This is a genomic window from Pseudomonas sp. GM78, assembly GCF_000282475.1.
Classification (GTDB): domain Bacteria; phylum Pseudomonadota; class Gammaproteobacteria; order Pseudomonadales; family Pseudomonadaceae; genus Aquipseudomonas.
The window spans coordinates 97490-115366 of sequence record NZ_AKJF01000017.1; the positions used below are offsets into that span (position 1 = coordinate 97490).

Genomic DNA, 17877 nt, shown 5'->3' on the forward strand with positions numbered 1-17877 from the left:
CGGTCACGCGTAACTCAATACTGTCCCGGCACGGTAAAACCACGCTGACCCGGCTTGCGGTTCGGCGCCATGCCCAGCCTGGCGATGGTCTCGTCGGCACTGGTGTAGGTTTCGCCGATCTTGTAGATCTCGCGCGCTTCCTTGCCGCTGGCAATCTCGCGCCCCAGCTCCCGGGACAGACGCACGGTCTGTTCAATCTGCTGCACCGAGGTCATGCGTTCGCCCTTGCGACCCCACAGGGTGTCTTCGATGCCGACACGCACATGCAGGCCCAGGGCAATTGCCATGGCGTTCATCGGCAGCACGGCGCGCATGGCGCTTTCCATGGACAGGACTGCGCCGGGCGGTGTGCGTTTGACGAACTCGATCATGTCGGACGGATCCAGACCCGCCGCGCCGCCACCGATGGCGACGTAGTTCAAAATCAGCGGCCCGGTGTACAGGCCCTTGCGAATCAAACGTTCAACGGTTTCCAGTTGGTGCACGTGACCGAGCATGAAGTGCGGCTGGATGCCGGAGGCCTGCAGGCGCTTGAGGTGCTCGATGAAGAACGACGGTCGCGCGTCGGAAACCATCTCCTGGTAGGCGTTGAAGTACGCAGGCTGTTCCAGGATGGTGCCGGCGATGTCATCGGCCGTCAGCAGCTCGCAGATATTCATCTGGCTGGTGTTGATGGCGATGGTCACCTGGTCTGGCTTGGGCGACAGGTCGGCGAGCATGTGCCGGGTGTCGTAATCGAGCCAGGTGGCCGCCTGCCCTTCGCTTTCCGGAGCGAAGGAAATCGATCCACCCACCTGCAGGACCATGTCCGGCACCGCCTGGCGCAGCAGCCCGAGCATCTCGTTGAACTTGCTCAGGCGCTTGGAGCCCTTGCCGTCTTCTTCCCGTACATGAACGTGCAGCACGGTGGCGCCGGCGTTGTAGCAATCGATCGCTTTCTGGACCTGATCGTCCATGCTGACCGGAATATCGTCCGAGTCGGCAGGCGTCCATTGCGGACCATAGGGCGCCACTTGAATCACCAGTTTTTCCTGGTTTTCCGGGAACAAGCTGTCATCAAGGAAATGCATCGTAACTTCTCCGTCCTGTCTTATCGTTATTGAACGAATGAGCGGTGTAGCTGCTCGCATGACTGAAAAGTTACTGCTTTCGCGCGGGATGTTTTTATCATCCTGGCACCAGCTTTTATCATTTCGGCACATTCAGGTGATTGGCAAAAATCAAAAATGTGGGAGCGAGCCTGCTCGCGAAAGGTGCGTGTCAGTCAACATCACTGGTGAATGACAGATTGCTTTCGCGAGCAGGCTCGCTCCTACAGGGGGAATTGAAAACCGGTGCGCGGCGTACAGCAGATCAGACGGTTGTGCGTGTCTGGGCGGGCGCGACCATAGCCGAGCGCCCCTTGCGCCACTCACGCGGCGTACAGTCGAACCAGCGCTTGAAGGCACGGGTGAAATTGCCCTGGGTCTCATAACCCAGGCGGCTGGCGACTTCGGCAATGGGTAGATCGGGGTCAATCAACAGACGGGTGGCCATATCCTTGCGAGTCTGCTCCAGGAGCAACTCGAAACTGGTCTGCTGTTCGCTCAGGTGGCGATAGAGGGTGAAGCGATGCACGGCAAAGAATTCAGCCACCCGTTCCGCCGAACAATCGCCCTGCAACAGCAACGCTTCGATGACCTGGCGTACCCGGCTGGCCAGGTCTTGTCCTTCTCGGCCCTGCAGCTCGTCGAGGTGACCGCGCAGGAAATCTTCCAGTTGGCGATCGTGAGCAGCGCGCGGTTTGTCCAGCAAGGCCTGGGGAAACAGCACTTCATGTTGCGACTGTCCGAACCACACCGGACAGCGGAAAAAATGCTCGTACAACCCTGCCGAGCGCGGCTTGCGATAAGCGATGCGAACCAGCGCCGGTCGCCAGGTGTGGCCGACGATGAGTTCCATGATGGTGACGATGGCGGCCAGGTAAGCCGTCAGCAACTGATCGCTGCCGGGCACGTTGCCCACAATGGAAAGGCGCATGCCGGCGTAGCCTCGCTCCTCGACCAGGCTCACGTGCAGACCGCGATACCACAACCCGCAATAGCGGATCAGGCTTTCGGTGGCGGCGCGTACCGTGGCGGCGTTGAGCACGAGAAAGCGCAGCGGACCGGCGTTTTGCAGGTTGGCCCGCTGGCCGAGCAACAAGCCCAGATGATCGCAGCCCGATAGCCTGGCCGCTTCCTCGAGAATCCTGCCGTGGGTGATGACAGGCAACGGGCTCAGGTGCTGCTTGAACGAGTCGGGATAAATGCCGAATCCGCCCAGCAATGGCCAGGGATCGACACCGTGCTCCTGGAGCACCACCGGCAACGAGACGAGCGCACCCACCGGAATGGACTTATCCGCAACCCGTGGGCTCGCTCGCTTCATCGCCAGGCTCCGTGAATGGCGCTAGAACTGCTCGGGATCGAATGCCTTGAGGGTTTCGGCGCCCGTGTTGATACGCTGCAGGTGGATCGTCGTTTCGGGCAGTATACGCTCGAAGAAGAACCGGGCTGTGGTCTGCTTGGCGCGGTAGAAATCGCCATCGGCCGAACCTTGCGCCAGGTGGTGCCGGGCGACGACGGCCATCTTCGCCCACTGCAGGCCGAACGCAACCAGGGCGGTCAGGTGCAGGAAGTCCACCGCACCGGCGGCAGTGGCACTCGCATCGGCGCTGCCCATGTATTCGACAGCCATCACCAGATCCGCCAAGGCGAGGCGCAAGGCCCGTACCCCCATCAGCTCGTTTCCATGCTGATTGCAGAAATCGTCGACCAGCTTCAGGAAACGGCGCATCGCCCGGCCATCGTCGAGCCTGAGCTTGCGAGCCGCGAGATCCATGGCCTGCACGCCATTGGTCCCTTCATACAACGGGGTAATCCGCGCATCGCGCTGAAATTGCTCCATGCCCCACTCACGGATATAACCGTGCCCGCCGAAGCACTGCATCGCCATTCCCGTGCACTCCACACCCTTGTCAGTGCAGTAAGCCTTGATCATCGGGGTGAGCAGGCCTAGCAGGTCGCTGGCGGCCTCGCGCAGTTCGGGGTCCGGATGTTTGTGCGCCAGGTCGACCTGCAGGCCGGCCCAATAGGTCAGCGCCCTGCCCCCTTCAACGAATGCGCGCTGGGTCAGCAACATGCGCTGCACATCGGGGTGCATCACAATCGGATCGGCTGGCTGCCCAGGCGTCACCGCGCCACCCGGCGCTCGCCCCTGGAGGCGTTCACGGGCATAGCGGGCGGCATTCTGGTAGGCCACCGAGGCCAGGCTCAAGCCCTGGACGCCGACCGCCAGGCGCGCGCTGTTCATCATCACGAACATCACGCGCAAGCCTTGATGCGGCAGGCCGATCAGGTAACCGGTGGCACCGTCGTAATTCATCACGCAGGTCGGGTTGCCGTGGATGCCCATTTTCTCTTCCAGGGAACCGCAACGTACCGCGTTGCGCTCGCCCAGCGAGCCATCGGCGTTGACCAGGAATTTCGGCACGATGAACAGGCTGATGCCTTTCACACCCGGCGGCGCATCCGGCAGGCGGGCCAGGACCAAATGGATGATGTTCTCGGCCAGGTCATGCTCGCCGGCAGAGATGAAAATCTTCGTACCGGTGATGTGGTAACTGTCATCTTCCTGCGGCTCGGCACGAGTCCGTAGCAACCCAAGGTCAGTGCCGCAGTGCGGCTCAGTGAGGTTCATCGTGCCGGTCCAGCGGCCCTCGATCATCGGCGGCATGAACAGCGCCTTTTGCGCCTCGCTGCCGCCATTGGCGATGGCATTGACTGCGCCATGGCTGAGGCCGGCGAACATCGAAAAGGCCAGGTTGGCACTGGTCATGATTTCCCGCACGGCAATGCCCAGCAGGTGCGACAGCCCCTGACCGCCGAATTCGGGCGACGCGGTCAGGCCGGTCCAGCCACTTTGCGCATAAAGCTGGTAAGCCTCGCGAAAACCTGGTGCGGTCGTCACTTCGCCGTCGGCCAACGTGCAGCCCTGGTGATCACCGACAGCGTTCAACGGCATCAGCACTTCACTGGCGAGTTTGGCGGCTTCCTCGAGGATCGCGGCGACGACATCCGGTGTGGCCTCGGCGAAGCCCGACAGGTCGGCGTAGTGGTCCACTTGCAGCAGTTCATCGAGGACAAAATGCATGTCCCGTAGCGGTGCGTTGTAAGTTGCCATGGTCGCCTCCTTATAGACGTTCGATCACGACGGCCAGCCCCTGGCCGACGCCGATGCACAGGCTGACCACGGCGTAACGGCCGCCACGGCGTTCCAGTTCGCGCAGCGCGGTCAGCGCCAGGCGCGCACCGGAAGCCCCCAGCGGATGGCCCAGGGCAATGGCACCGCCGTTGGGATTGACACGCGGGTCGTCGGCGCGCAAGTCGAGCAGGTGCAGGCAGCCCAGTACCTGGACGGCGAAGGCTTCGTTGATCTCGATCAGGTCCATGTCCGCCAGACTTAAACCGGCACGCTCCAGCGCCTTGGGAATGGCAAAGGCCGGGCCGATGCCCATCACCCGAGGTGCAACGCCACTGGCAGCGCCAGCTAGGATTCTCCCTCGCGGCTGCACGCCATGGCGCTCACCCAACGCGCGGCTGCCGATCAGCAAGGCAGCAGCACCATCGTTGATACCCGAGGCGTTGCCAGCGGTGACCACACCACCCTCGAACAACGGCTTGAGCCTGGCCAGATCCTCGGCATTGGCCTGCGGACGCGGGTGCTCATCGGAGGTCACGGTGACCGTGCCCTTGCGACCGGCCGGCGCTTGCACGGCGAGGATTTCATCGGCGAAGAAACCCTCGGCCAGCGCCTTCGCGTAGCGTTGCTGCGAGGCCAGGGCAAACGCGTCGGCCGCCTCGCGTCCAATGCCGTAATCCTGGGCAACGTTGTCGGCGGTCTCCGGCATGCTGTCGTCACCGTATTGCGCATTGACCTTCGGATTGGGGAAGCGCGCACCAATGGTGGTATCGAAGAGCTTCGCCTCACGGCTGTACGCCGATTCGCTCTTGCTCAACACGAAGGGCGCGCGGCTCATGCTTTCCACACCACCGGCCAGATACAACTCGCCTTCGCCACAGCTGACGGCACGTGCCGCATCGAGCACGGCGGCCAGGCCGCTGGCGCACAGGCGATTGACGGTCTGCCCCGGCACGCTGACCGGCAGCCCCGCCGCCAGCAGCGCGTTGCGTGCGACGTTGCGGCTGTCTTCGCCAGCCTGATTGGTGCAGCCGAGGATGACGTCCTCGATCTGTTCGGCAGAAAACGGCGAACGTTCCACCAGGGCCCGCATCAGCTGGGCGGCAAGATCATCCGGGCGAACCGGCGCCAGGCCACCGCCATGACGGCCGAAGGGAGTCCGCAAACCATCGTAGATATAAGCGTCGAGCATTCTTATTGTTCCTTCCCGTAGTGAGTATCAGGTGTCAGCGGTGAGCAGCGACAAGTCCAGGCGGGCGCGGCGCATCAACCAGGGGCTGGGGCGATAACGCGGGTCGCGGTAGTAGTCGTGGAGGTTGTCGAGGATCTGCAGCACGGTGTCGCCGCCGAGTGCATCTCCCCACGCCAGCGGGCCCAGCGGATAACCCAGGCCGAGGCGAATGGCACTGTCGATGTCCTTCGGATTGGCCACGCCTTGCTGCGCCATGTCGCAGGCGATGTTGACGATATGCGCCAACACCCGCTGCGCAACGAAGCCTGCGCTGTCGCGGATCACGCTGACCGGTTTGCCGTCGGCAGCCAGCAGTGCGTGGGCTGCATCGCGCCAGCCCGGCGCGGTGATGGTCGTGGTCATCAACACGCGGCGGCGTTCCAGCGGCAGCAGCGTGTCCAGGGCCAGGGTGCGCATCGGGTCGAGCCCTTCGGCGATGGCGGCGTGAGTCGCGTCCGTACCCAACGGCAACACCAGGCACAGCGCGTCGGGGCCTGGCCGCAGGCCCGTGTCAATGCGCGCACCCAGGCGCTGGAGCAGACCTATCACGGCATCACGGGCCTGGGGCCGCGCCATGCTGACCCACACCATCGGCAGCTTCACGTTGGGCGCCGGTGCCTCGTCGGGCACCTGCTGCACACCCTCGACGTAGTGGTAGAAGCCTTGCCCTACCTTGCGCCCGAGCAGCCCGGCGTCCAGCCGTTGGCGCGTGATCAACGTGGGTCGATAACGCGATTCCTGGTAATACTGCTCGAAGATCGATTCGGTAACCGGGTGCGAAACGTCCAGCCCGGTGAGGTCGAACAGCTCGCACGGCCCCATGCGAAAACCGGCCTGCTCGCGCAGGATGCGATCCAGGGTCAGCGGGTCGGTCACCGATTCGCTGAGCACCCGCATGGCCTCGGTGCCATAACCCCGACCGCCATGGTTGACGATGAAACCCGGGGTGTCCTGGGCGCGCACGGCGGTATGACCGAAGCGCTCGCCGAGTGCCAGCAAGGTCGCCCCGACCCAGGGTTCGCTCTTGAGGCCATCGATCACCTCGACGATCTTCATCAGCGCCACCGGGTTGAAAAAGTGGAAACCACCGACTCGCCCCGGCACGCGACATTGCGCGGCGATGGCGGTCACCGACAGCGACGAAGTGTTGGTGGCCAACAGACAGTCGTCGGCTACCACGGCTTCAAGGTCGGCGAACAAGGCACGCTTGATCTCGAGGTTCTCGACGATCGCTTCCACCACCAACTGGGCATCGGCCAGTTCGGCCAGGGCGTTCGCCGCCAGCAGATGTTGCGCGGCGGCCTGTACCTGCTGCTCGCTCAACTTGCCCTTGGCGCAAAGCTTTTCGAGGGTTGTCACGATCCCTTGGCGGGCGGCTTGCGCGGCGCCTTCGCGACTGTCGAACAGGTGCACCGTTACGCCGGCCAACGCCGCGATCTGCGCGATGCCGGCGCCCATGACACCCGCACCGACCACCGCCATGCGATTAATCTTTCGTGCATTCATGCTCAGTTCCCCGAGTAGACCGGCTGGCGTTTCTCGAGGAAAGCGCGCATGCCCTCCTTCTGGTCGGCGGAATCAAAGAGCAGCTGGAAGGCCTTGCGCTCCAGCATCAGCGCGGTATCCAGTGAGGCGTCCTGGCCCGCCAGCAAGACTTCCTTGATCTGCATGACGGCCAATGGCGGCATGCCGGCAATCTGCGTGGCCAGTTCCAGCGCACGTGCCTGCACCTGGTCCTCCTCCACCACCTCACTGGCCAGGCCCATGCGCAGGGCCTCATCAGCGCTGACCGGCAGGCCGGTGAGCAGCATGCGCATCGCCTGGAACTTGCCGACCGCACGGGTCAAGCGCTGGGTGCCACCGGCACCGGGCATGATGCCGACGCGGACTTCCGGCTGACCAAAACGGGCGCCACGGCCGGCGACGATCAAGTCGGCATGCATCGCCAGTTCACAGCCGCCGCCCAGGGCGAAGCCATTGACCGCAGCGATCACCGGTTTCGGGCACTGGGCGATCGCCGCCCACAGCCGTTGCGTCTGGCGCTGCATCATGTCGATGGCACCCCGCTCCGCCATGTCGCGAATATCCGCGCCGGCGGCGAACACCTGGTCACCGCCGGTGAGCAGGATGCACCTCACTTCGGGATCGACGCCCAGCACGCTGAAGTGTTCCGCCAGTTGCTCACGAACCGCCTGATTCAGCGCATTGCGCGCCTCAGGTCGATTGAGGTGTATCCGCGCCACGCCCGTCATGGGGTGATCGACATAGGTCTCGTTCATAACTGCCTCTTGTTATTGTTCCGCTATGCGGAACCATGTTTTGCAATTAAAAATAAGCCTACGCAAGTTATCCTGCGTTTTGCAATCAGACATGCAGTGAAAACGACAAGCGTTGAATTTTTGGCTGGCGCTAGATGCTCCGCTATGCGAAACTAGATTCTATTTTATTGACTATCGCTTTTCGCCTATGCCAGCATCCGGCCGGCGATCGGCGAGCCACTGTCCGACGCATGAGGATCGACCATGACCAAACCCACGCCTTTCGACACCGAACTCGACCAGCAAGACCTGGAACAGGACCGCCAGTTCGTCACCGCCCTCGCCCGCGGCCTGGAGCTGTTGCGTTGCTTCCGCCCGGGCGAGCGTTTGCTGGGCAATCAGGAGCTGGTCGTGCGCAGTGGCTTGCCCAAGGCCACTGTGTCGCGCCTGACCTACACCCTGGTGCGTCTGGGTTACCTGCAATACAACGCCAGCATGGGCAAGTACGCCCTCGACACCGGCGTGCTTGCCCTCGGCTACGCGCACCTCAGCGGGCTGGACATTCGCCGGGCGGCACGACCGCTGATGGCCGAACTCGCCGAGCAGACCCAGACTTCGGTGTCCCTCGGCGCGCGCGATCGTCTGAGCATGGTTTACATCGACAACTGCCAGGGCAGCGGCCCGTTGACCCTGCGCCTGGACATCGGCGCCCGCATTCCCCTTGCGACCACTGCCATGGGCCGCGCCTATCTCGCCGCCTTGCCGGAACAGGAGCGCGATCTGCTCCTCGACCAACTGCGCGCCCGCGACCAGGAACAATGGCCGGTCATTCGCGAACAACTGGAAAAAGCCTTCCGCCAGTACCAGGACCAGGGCTTCTGCCTGTCCCTCGGTGGCTGGGAGAAGGACATCAACGCCGTAGGCGTTCCACTGATCAAACCCGACGGCTCCGGTGTCGTCGCCTTCAGCTGCGGCGGCCCGGCATTCGCCCTGCGCCAGCACATGCTGGAAGACGACCTGGGGCCACGCCTTTCGCACATGGTGCGCAATGTCCAGGCCAATCTGGGCCGACAATTCCAATAAGAGGTCATGCATGATCAACGATCAGGAAACACTCAACCTGCTGCTCGACAACCTGTCGCGCTTCGTCCGCGAGCGCCTGGTGCCCGCCGAATCCGAAGTCGCGGAAAACGACCGGATTCCCCGGCACATTGTCGATGAGATGCGCACATTGGGCCTGTTTGGCCTGTGCATTCCGCAGGAGTACGACGGCCTCGGCCTGAGCATGGAAGAGGAAGTCCTGGTCGCTTTCGAGCTGGGCAAAACTTCGCCCGCGTTTCGCTCACTGATCGGCACCAACAACGGCATCGGCTCCCAGGGCCTGATCATCGATGGCACCGAGGAGCAGAAGCTGCGCTACCTGCCGCGGATGGCCGCCGGCGAACTGATCGGCTCATTCGCCCTCACCGAGCCGGGCGCGGGTTCCGACGCGGCCTCACTGACAACCCGTGCCGAGCGCGACGGTGACGTCTACATTCTCAACGGCACCAAGCGCTTTATCACCAATGCCCCGCAGGCCGGCATCTTCACCGTGATGGCGCGCACCAGCAGCGAGATCAAGGGTGCCGGCGGGATTTCCGCGTTCATTGTCGAGGCCGGCACGCCTGGGGTTTCCCTGGGCAAGGTCGACCAGAAGATGGGCCAAAAAGGCGCGCACACCTGCGACGTGATCTTCGAAAACTGTCGTATTCCGGCCGCCAACCTGATCGGTGGCGTGGAAGGCATCGGCTTCAAGACCGCCATGAAAGTCCTCGACAAGGGCCGTCTGCACATTGCCGCCATTTGCGTCGGCGCCGCCGAACGCATGCTCGACGATGCGCTGACTTACGCTCTGGAGCGCAAGCAGTTCGGTCAGCCGCTGGCCGAGTTCCAGTTGATCCAGGCGATGTTCGCCGACAGCCAAGCGGACATCTACGCCGCCCGCTGCATGGTCATCGACGCCGCGCGCAAGCGCGATCTCAAGCAGGACGTGTCCATGGAAGCGTCGTGCTGCAAGATGTTCGCTTCGGAAATGTGCGGCCGCGTGGCCGATCGCGCCGTGCAGATCTTCGGCGGTGCCGGCTACGTCAGCGAATATGGCATCGAACGCTTCTACCGCGATGTCCGCCTGTTCCGCATCTACGAAGGCACTACGCAGATCCAGCAACTGGTGATCGCCCGCCACCTGATTCGTCGCGCGGGGCTCAAATAACATGCTGACTCGTGAAGATGTACTCGCAGGCCTGCCGGATTACCTGCACCAGATCCTCGACCGCCACGCTTCCAGTCACGATGACGCCCCGGCGCTGCACGAGTCCGGACAGACGCTCAGCTATGGCCAATTGCGCGAGGCGGTCGTTCGACTGGCCGAGCAGTTCGAAAGCGACGGCATCCGTGCCGGCGACCGGGTCATGTTGGTCGCGGAGAACAGCCGTCTGCTGGTGGCTTCCCTGCTCGCCCTCAGTCGCCTGAACGCCTGGTCCGTGGTGGTGAATGCGCGACTGTCAGCGGGCGAAATCGATAACATCCGCGCCCATTGCAGTGCCCGCCGGGTCTTGTACGGCAGCGCCATCTCGAAGGACGCCGCCGGCCATGCCGACCGCGCCAACGCCGCGCTGCGCATGGAGACCCACCTGGGCAGCTACCACCTTGGCCCCTTGAACGAAGACTGCCAGCCTGAGTTCGTCGAGAACGACCCGTCGCGCCAGGTGGCACTCATGATCTACACCACCGGCACCACCGGCGCGCCCAAAGGCGTCATGCTGACCCACCGCAACCTGCTTTACATTGCCCACTCCGCCAGCCTGCTACGCCAGTTGTGCAGCGAAGATCGGGGCTACGCGGTACTGCCGATTTCCCATGTGTACGGCCTGTCGGCGGTTTGCCTCGCCAGCCTGTTTGCCGGTGCAGCATTGCAACTGGAAGCGCGCTTCGACCCACAGGAACTGGCTCGCGCCCTGCGTGACGACGGCATTACCCTGATGCAAGGCGTTCCCACCATGTACGCCAGGCTGCTGGAACTGGCGGACGCTGGCCAGATCGAGTTGCACGCGCCACAGCTGCGCTTCATGTATGCCGGCGGATCGCCGCTGGACATGACCCTGAAAACTGCCGTTGAACAGCGCTTCGGCCTGACGCTGCACAACGGCTATGGCCTGACCGAAAGCTCACCCACGATCAGTCAGACGCGCATTGAGACCCCACGCAGCGATACCTCCATCGGTCTTCCAATCCCTGGCCTGGAAATTCGCTTGATGAACAACGACCGCAGTGCCTGCGTAGCGCAGGGCGAAGTCGGCGAGTTGTGGGTACGCGGCCCCAATGTGATGAAGGGCTATTACCAATCGCCGGACAAGACCGGAGAAGTCCTGACGGCCGATGGCTGGCTCAACACCGGCGACCTCGCACGTCAGGACGGCGATGGCGCACTCTTCATCGCCGGGCGCAGCAAGGAGTTGATCATCCGTTCAGGCTTCAATGTCTATCCACCCGAAGTCGAGGCTGTCATCGCGGCGTTCCCCGGTGTGGTGATTGCCGCTGTCGTCGGCCGACCGGTGGAAGGCAATGAGGAGGTCGTGGCGTTCCTTCAGGTCGCCAATCGCGAAGCGTTCGATACCACCGCCTTGAAGGCCTTCCTGGCCGAACGCCTGTCTCCCTACAAACGCCCGAGCCATATCCACCTGCTCGACAGCCTGCCGGCCACTGCGTCGGGCAAGATCCTCAAGCATCAACTGAAGACTCAGGCCGAAGCGCTCTGAACCCGGCCGTGACGAGGCCTGCGCAAAGAACGCCTCGTCACGGATCTGAATGTTCATTTACAGAAGTACCCCATGAAACGACTGTTCGAAATTCCCGCAGACCGCCTGCCCGTCGAAGGACAGCGCGTCCTGCTACGCCATGAAGAAAAATCCGTGTTGCTGTTCAATGTCGCCGGCACCTTGCATGCCATCGACGACAGTTGCCCCCATAGCGGCGCCTCCCTGTTCGCCGGCAAGCTGCAAGGGAACATGCTGCAATGCCCGGCCCATGGATTGCGCTTCAACCTGGATAAAGGTTGCCCGGGTACCCAGGGAATGGAGGTAAGGGCTTACCCGATAAGTTGGCATGGCGAGGTTTGCAGAGTGGATCTGTCCGGATCTTGAGCACCTGGGTAGCAGTCATTCCCGAGCGTTAGCCCAGTGGGTCAGATCCACAGGCTGGCACTGATCACCAGTGCCAGCACCGTGGTTACCCTCGCCATTTGCATCATGCGCCTGCTGTCGCCCTCCTCGCCAGGCAACCCTGTTACCGCGCGGTATTCGGCGCGGGCTCATCGCTGACTCGCAGCAGCCCCCAGATGCCGCCCAGATTGCCGAAGGCCGCATAGTCCCGATACAGGTAGTCGCCAGGTACCGCGTTGGCGCCGCCGGCGCTGGGGAACATGAAGCTGAAATGCGCGGCCGGCAGTACGCTTTCCTGGGCGCCGATGTACATGGCCATGGGGTTGTAGCCAAAGCGCACCGAACCAATACCCGCGTCTTTCATTGGGTAGCCCCAGAGGTCCACCCTTTCAGCCTGGAACGGGTTAAACGCCCAGACATGCCCGTCGAGCTGGAAGGTCGCGCCCCGGCTACCGCCCGAAGGCATCAGCACATGGGTGCGGAACGGCTGCCCGGGCTTGACCCGCAGTATCGGCGTTACCGGATCGCCGCCGACCAGGGCATTGCTGTAGGCCATGTGAGCGTTGGGCACAGCGCCCAAGCCATTGCCACCCGCCTGGCCGAACGGTGCGTTCGGTGCACGGGCGAAGCGGTACCACAGGGGCTCGCTCTTGTAGTTGATGGCCATGTCCGAGTTGTCTTTCGGGTCGTTGGGAATGCCCGGCCCTTCGGACGACATGTTCTCCACTGGCAAGCCGTTGGCCCAGCGCATGTTCAGGGACTTCTGCCAGACCATGACGAAGTCGCGATAACTGCTGACGCCCGGCGGCTGCACCGTGGCCGACGCTCTGGAAGCAGCATCCTCCTGCCAGGTGGCACCAGCCGGCGCCACCGACATGGCCGCCACCAGGCCTTTTTGCGGTTGTTTGATCGGGTCGGCCGACATCAGGTTCAGGCCACCAAACTCGATGGGGGTCGCCTCGATCGTGTCGACGTTGCGTCCCAATTGTGACGCGACCGGCTGACCGGCGCGCTCCAGGTGCCCGGCGTAGTACTGATAGGTCCGGCTTGGCCACGCACCGGTGTTGCTTGCCCTTGGCGCCACCGTCTGCACCGGATTGCTGCCGACGTTGAAGCCGTCCGACTTGCTGACGTCGTAGGTCAGCAACTGGGCGTGCAGGCCAATGTGGCTGGAGGGCCGCATCAGGTTGTTGTTGAAGGTGGTGGAGCCTTGCGCACCGGAACGGTCACGCTTGACCGTGCCTTGCATCACCGCGTAGTTCGGCAGGTCCGGCATCATCAGAGGCAGGCGGTTCTCCAGGGTGATGTTGATGCAATCGCCGGCGGCGGCGCGCAGTACCAGTGGCTCGACCGGCACCCCGGGCTTGAGCTTGCCACTGACCGGGTCCAGGTCGGCCTTGCGCACATACAGGATGGCGGTCGGATCGTGCAACGGGCCGGACTGCCCGCCAATGGTGAAGGTCTCGCCATCTTCAGGATCGAAGATCGTCACCAGCGGCACAGTCACCGGCCTTGGGTTGTAGACCAGGGTGCCACCGAGCGGGTTGAGCGGGCCGCCGACATGCTGGCCGGTACCTGCCGGGTCGCCAATGGTCAGGCCCAACGGGTTGGCGAGGACATCGTTGGCCAGGGCCGCGACCACCTCGTAGTTACGCTGTACCGTCGGCCGGGTACCGATGCCATTGGGATTGGGGCTGATGCGCGGGCACACGCCATTGAAATTGACCGTGTTGCGCGCGGCCACCGGCCTGGGGTTGTTCGGAAGCGGGAACAGGTCACTGCGGCTCTGCGAATAGTTGCGCATGATGCCCCACAGGCCACTCCAGTAGCCCTCCAGGGAAGCATCCATGGAATACAGGTAATCGCCGGTATCGCTGGCCGCACTGGACATCATCGCCACAGGTGCCATGAAGCCGAACTGCTCGGAAATCGCCACCATTTGCGATGCCTTCCAGCCGGTATTGGAGCTATTGCCGAAGCCGCTGCCCGAATGCAGCCATTTCACGCCGTGCACCGTGACGTTGTGCTCCTCTTCGTGGCCGCCGGCATTGACCCGCAGGCGCACGTTGTCGCCGGTGTAGGTTCGCAACGTCGGCGTGAACGGATCGCCCGGCAAGTCCCCCCGGTTGATATGTTTGGGCAATAGCGTGACCCCGCCGGTAGGGCCGGTCGCCGTGGTGATCGCGCTGGGGGCCAGGTTGAGTGCAGGGATTGCCCGATCGGTACGGTTTTGCAGGGCATGGGCCAGGTCACCGGCCAGGCCATCGGCTTGCATGCCGCGCTTGCCGTCTGGCGCCATTTTGTTCGGGTCGTAGATGCGCAGTCCCAGGGGCTCGTGGCGGTAGTTGACGACGAAGATGCCAGGATCCGAAGCCGAGATCGCTTGCGGGCACGGCCGCGACGGGCACGTAAGCAGTTGGCCACTTGCAACTTCCACGACAGACTCCAGCAGGTTGGCGGCCGTCTTGCGCGCAGGCGGGTTGATGGCGTAGCGGAAGCTGTCCGCCGTGGCCGGGAAGGCGTCCGCATCGGGAATACCATCGGGGCCCGCGCCGACGTAGACACCGGCCTCATAGGCATGCTGGAAGTCGCTGAACTCGAGGAAAAACTCACGAAAGCTATCGTTCTTGTTGTCGCCGTTGAGATCACCGGTCTCGATCACGGCTTGCCACGACGTCGGGCCGCCGTCCTGGCGGCCACCACCGTTGTACAGGGTCTCGCCGGTTTCGGCGTGGTACCACCTGGAACCGGCAGGCTCGGCAAGCACGGTGGCGTACATGCCAACTTGCTGGTGGGTCGAAGGGCCAAGGTGGTCATGGGTAAAGATATTGCCCAGGCCGCGATCGATGTTGTGCACGTTCAGCACAGGGTCGGCGAACCAGCGTTGCAGCGTGGTGCGCGCACCCAGCCAGTCAGCGCGGTTGAACCGTCCGAAATATGGGTGCTGTTTGGCCACGGGACAGTTCCCGGTGCCTTCACGTGGGTCGCCGTCCCGACAATTGTTGAACCGGCGAATGGCGTGGATACGCTCGACCACGGTGGAGGGTGAGAGCACACCATCCTCGTAGTTCCATCCATTGGCCGAGCCGTCGGCGGCAGTCAGGTCCCACTTGGGCAAGTGAATGTGCTGGCCGATGACGTCGGTTGGCGTACGCACCTGGTAATCGTCGAGCTCGTAGACTGACGGCACCAGATTAGTGTGCTGGTACATGGTGCAGTCGAAGGTGTTCATGCGCATCACCAACGGTTCCGGTGGACGCTGCTTGTTGATCACCGGCCACGCATCCTCCCACAGGGTGAGGATGCGGGTTTGCGGGAAGTGATAGCCGATCTTGTTGAACACGGCGTCGAACTGGATATTGGCGCCTTTGTAGACGCGCGGGTGATCGGCACTGAACATCGAGGCGCCGCTGAACGTCTGGGCGTCGAGACGCTCACCACTGTTGAAATAGCCTGCTCCGGCGCTGCGGGTCAGGCGTTTTTGCCGGTCGTCCATACAGGGTTCGAAAAAAGGCGCGCCCGCCACCGGAGGGGCCCCGTTGGTCAGGAAGTCACGCGGCAGCAGTTGGCCATTGGGCAGCACGGCGAAGCTGGCATGTGATGGCTTGGCATGGAAGGCCATGGCCGACTGTTCGACTTCGGTACCCTCCTCCGGGAAATACACCGGTTTGGCGCGCTCCAGGGCCTTGCTCATGTCCAGCAAACTGGTGGTCACCTGCGCGTCGCCGCCAGCCGCCCAGCCATCCAGGCCATGACGAGGCAGGCCGCCATCCCAACCACCGGCCTGAGCCGGATCCAGCGCCGCCCACAATGCCTTGCCGCTGTCCTTCAAGGCCGTGGCGGTTTGCGCATCGAGCATGTCCAGAGGTTGCGTCGGCGGCCGTTGACCGACGGTGCTTTCGACGCCGCCGATCCAGAATGGGTAGCCTGGATTTTTCAGGCTGCCATCGGCGTTGCGGTTGGCTTCACTGCGATCGACCAGGGCCACCGAGCCGACGACTCTCGGTGCAGTCGGTGTTTCGCTGTCGTCACCCGGCTCCTGGTCTGAGGTCAGCGTTTCACTACTCAATTTCGCAATTACTGCCACCTTGCCCGGCATCGGCGGCAAAGCCTTGCCCGGCAAGGGCACAACCGCCGGAATAGGTGTGCCGGCGACGATCTCGCCATCGGGCAAGGCCCGGGCACCCGAGGCCGGCAAGCCACTGCGCAGGGCAAACGGCTGCGCATGAAAGTCGTTGTTGCCCTCTTGGGTTACCGCCAGGCGCGTACCCTCCTCGAACACATCATGGATGCGCCACATGGCCCACATGCCTTGGGCGAAATGCGGGTAGAAATGGCAATGATAGATCGCATCGCCGACCACCCGATTGCGGTTGCCGGAGCCTCCATTGGCGATTTCGTAGGTGTAACCCGAGCCCGGGCCGACGCCTTGGGCATCCATGTAGTCGGAGTTGTCATCGTTGGGGTTGAACAACCACTGGTGGCCGTGCAAATGGAAAACGTGTTGCTCGTAACCCACGCTGATATTGCGAAACTTCACCGCATCGCCCAGGTAGCTATGGGCGACGTTGGAAGGCTCGGCCGGATACAGCGCCATGCTCGCCTTGATACCGACACTGTCGGCCGGCGCTACCTGGCCGGGCGCCAGCTGCTCGAGGCCGGCGTTGGCCGGCACGTCCACCTGCATCGCGATATCGCCGGTGGTGTGGGCGCTGAGGAAGAATTCTTCATAGGCGCAGGACAAGCAATCATGCATGGGGCCGACACCCACGCGGTTGGCGATGACCTCGGCGCCCATGCCTCCGGAACCGTAGTTGACCATGAAGGCGTCGCGCGTCGGATCGAGCATCTGACCGAACGCCAGATCACCCCAGAACCCTGGAAACGCCTGGATGACAGCGGATTGGTCGTGGAACACCGCAGCGAAATCGCGGAACGGCTCCAGGCGATTGGGCAGGCTGGGGTTGCGCTTGCCTTGGCTTTCAAGTGGATAGGTGGTGGGTGGAAAACTGCCATCGGCATTCGGCCCCATGACCACTGCGTCTGCATTGCTGGCAATGATCTCGCTGCCGTCGACCATGCTCAGGATCGGCTTGCCTGCCTTGCCTTCCGCGATCCAGGGCTCAAGCATCGGGTAGCGAGCCTGGTAGTCGATGATCGGCTGGCCGGCCGGTGTCCGCCCGCGCGTCGCCAGGCGCATGTCCTCTTCGGTGACCGTGTTGTGATAGGCCTGCCCGCCTTTGGGCAGCACCACAACCTGGGCGAACAGGCCGTTGCCGACGTTGCCGGAAGAACCCTCGCTGCCGAAGGTGGCGCCGTAGCTGGTCGCCGCGAAAGTGCCTTCGCGTTCGGCGTAGAGGGTGTAACTACGGCTTTGCCCGGGTGCCAGCAAGGTGTTGTCGTTACGCCCGCTGTTGGCGGAAATATCGTTGATCGAGCCAAATGCCTGTAGACCGTTGACCTGGAAACCCACATGGCGGTCGGCGACTTGAGCGTCGACGTGCAACTCGCCGTTGGCGGCGTTCTCGTGGTCGATGCCCTGGCCATTGGGGTTGGCCTGGAAAGCCAACAGGTTTTGCAGGTTGACCGTCAGACAATCTCCGGCAGCAACCCGCAGTACCAATGGACGCGGCCGCTTGTCCGGGCGCAAGGTGACTTGACCTGGCATGGCGCTACCGCCCTGGGTGATCAATACCCCCTTGGTGTCAACCACATCCGCACGCAGGGCGAACATCATGCCGTTGGGGTTATGCGCACCGAGCCGGTTGAACATCAACGGCTGGTCCATGGCCACGACATTGGCCACCAAGGTGCGCTGGCACTGCACCGCCGCCTCGGCCAGCTCGCCACCGGCGAGCCATACGCCGGCGAGCAAGGCCAATCCTTGTGGCTTCCTCAACCAGCGCCGGATGCCATCAAAGTCGATTTGAGAGTGCAGTTGCGAGCAGATCATTTGGATAGTCCTCCA

At 63.1% G+C, this 17877-nt stretch carries 11 protein-coding genes; 4 read left to right on the forward strand and 7 right to left on the reverse strand.

Going from position 1 to position 17877, the window contains the following annotated elements; genetic code table 11:
- Positions 1–14: 14 nt before the first annotated feature.
- The 6 genes from PMI35_RS29685 to PMI35_RS29660 all read right to left on the reverse strand — a co-directional run bounded on the left by PMI35_RS29685 (position 15) and on the right by PMI35_RS29660 (position 7731).
- The gene (locus tag PMI35_RS29685) at positions 15–1070 is read right to left on the reverse strand and encodes a 3-keto-5-aminohexanoate cleavage protein (RefSeq protein WP_008054998.1); all 1056 of its coding nucleotides are present in this window, start codon (positions 1068–1070) and stop codon (positions 15–17) included.
- 283 nt (positions 1071–1353) lie between these two features.
- The gene (locus tag PMI35_RS29680; protein WP_008054999.1) at positions 1354–2409 is read right to left on the reverse strand and encodes an AraC family transcriptional regulator; all 1056 of its coding nucleotides are present in this window, start codon (positions 2407–2409) and stop codon (positions 1354–1356) included.
- A gap of 21 nt (positions 2410–2430) precedes the next feature.
- A complete protein-coding gene (locus PMI35_RS29675) occupies positions 2431–4203 on the reverse strand; it encodes an acyl-CoA dehydrogenase C-terminal domain-containing protein (RefSeq protein WP_008055000.1) in 1773 nt (590 codons plus the stop codon).
- A 10-nt stretch (positions 4204–4213) separates the two neighbouring features.
- Positions 4214–5413, reverse strand: a complete 1200-nt coding sequence (locus PMI35_RS29670; RefSeq protein ID WP_008055001.1) for a 3-oxoadipyl-CoA thiolase — start codon at positions 5411–5413, stop codon at positions 4214–4216.
- A gap of 27 nt (positions 5414–5440) precedes the next feature.
- Positions 5441–6958, reverse strand: a complete 1518-nt coding sequence (locus PMI35_RS29665) for a 3-hydroxyacyl-CoA dehydrogenase (protein WP_008055002.1) — start codon at positions 6956–6958, stop codon at positions 5441–5443.
- A gap of 2 nt (positions 6959–6960) precedes the next feature.
- The gene (locus PMI35_RS29660) at positions 6961–7731 is read right to left on the reverse strand and encodes an enoyl-CoA hydratase (RefSeq protein ID WP_008055008.1); all 771 of its coding nucleotides are present in this window, start codon (positions 7729–7731) and stop codon (positions 6961–6963) included.
- 243 nt (positions 7732–7974) lie between these two features.
- Between PMI35_RS29660 and PMI35_RS29655 the strand changes: the two genes are divergently transcribed.
- From PMI35_RS29655 to PMI35_RS29640, 4 genes are all read left to right on the forward strand, one after another.
- Complete coding sequence (locus PMI35_RS29655; RefSeq protein ID WP_008055010.1) at positions 7975–8793, forward strand: IclR family transcriptional regulator; 819 nt, start codon at positions 7975–7977, stop codon at positions 8791–8793.
- A gap of 10 nt (positions 8794–8803) precedes the next feature.
- Positions 8804–9961: an acyl-CoA dehydrogenase family protein gene (locus tag PMI35_RS29650; protein WP_008055012.1), complete on the forward strand. Its 1158-nt coding sequence runs from the start codon at positions 8804–8806 to the stop codon at positions 9959–9961.
- Position 9962: 1 nt separating this feature from the next.
- The gene (locus tag PMI35_RS29645; RefSeq protein WP_008055014.1) at positions 9963–11507 is read left to right on the forward strand and encodes a class I adenylate-forming enzyme family protein; all 1545 of its coding nucleotides are present in this window, start codon (positions 9963–9965) and stop codon (positions 11505–11507) included.
- A gap of 72 nt (positions 11508–11579) precedes the next feature.
- Complete coding sequence (locus PMI35_RS29640) at positions 11580–11891, forward strand: Rieske (2Fe-2S) protein (protein WP_008055016.1); 312 nt, start codon at positions 11580–11582, stop codon at positions 11889–11891.
- 142 nt (positions 11892–12033) lie between these two features.
- Here the strand turns inward: PMI35_RS29640 and mnxG are convergent, their stop codons facing one another.
- Complete coding sequence (gene mnxG / locus PMI35_RS29635) at positions 12034–17862, reverse strand: manganese-oxidizing multicopper oxidase MnxG (protein ID WP_008055018.1); 5829 nt, start codon at positions 17860–17862, stop codon at positions 12034–12036.
- Between the last annotated feature and the right edge of the window lie 15 nt (positions 17863–17877).

What these genes read in the sequence shown, in the direction of transcription:
- PMI35_RS29650 (WP_008055012.1), top strand. Translation starts at nt 8,804, where the DNA reads ATGATCAACGATCAGGAAACACTCAACCTGCTGCTCGACAACCTGTCG.
- PMI35_RS29680 (WP_008054999.1), bottom strand. Translation starts at nt 2,409, where the DNA reads ATGAAGCGAGCGAGCCCACGGGTTGCGGATAAGTCCATTCCGGTGGGT.
- PMI35_RS29660 (WP_008055008.1), bottom strand. Translation starts at nt 7,731, where the DNA reads ATGAACGAGACCTATGTCGATCACCCCATGACGGGCGTGGCGCGGATA.
- PMI35_RS29655 (WP_008055010.1), top strand. Translation starts at nt 7,975, where the DNA reads ATGACCAAACCCACGCCTTTCGACACCGAACTCGACCAGCAAGACCTG.
- PMI35_RS29640 (WP_008055016.1), top strand. Translation starts at nt 11,580, where the DNA reads ATGAAACGACTGTTCGAAATTCCCGCAGACCGCCTGCCCGTCGAAGGA.
- PMI35_RS29665 (WP_008055002.1), bottom strand. Translation starts at nt 6,958, where the DNA reads ATGAATGCACGAAAGATTAATCGCATGGCGGTGGTCGGTGCGGGTGTC.
- PMI35_RS29685 (WP_008054998.1), bottom strand. Translation starts at nt 1,070, where the DNA reads ATGCATTTCCTTGATGACAGCTTGTTCCCGGAAAACCAGGAAAAACTG.
- PMI35_RS29645 (WP_008055014.1), top strand. Translation starts at nt 9,963, where the DNA reads ATGCTGACTCGTGAAGATGTACTCGCAGGCCTGCCGGATTACCTGCAC.
- PMI35_RS29675 (WP_008055000.1), bottom strand. Translation starts at nt 4,203, where the DNA reads ATGGCAACTTACAACGCACCGCTACGGGACATGCATTTTGTCCTCGAT.
- mnxG (WP_008055018.1), bottom strand. Translation starts at nt 17,862, where the DNA reads ATGATCTGCTCGCAACTGCACTCTCAAATCGACTTTGATGGCATCCGG.
- PMI35_RS29670 (WP_008055001.1), bottom strand. Translation starts at nt 5,413, where the DNA reads ATGCTCGACGCTTATATCTACGATGGTTTGCGGACTCCCTTCGGCCGT.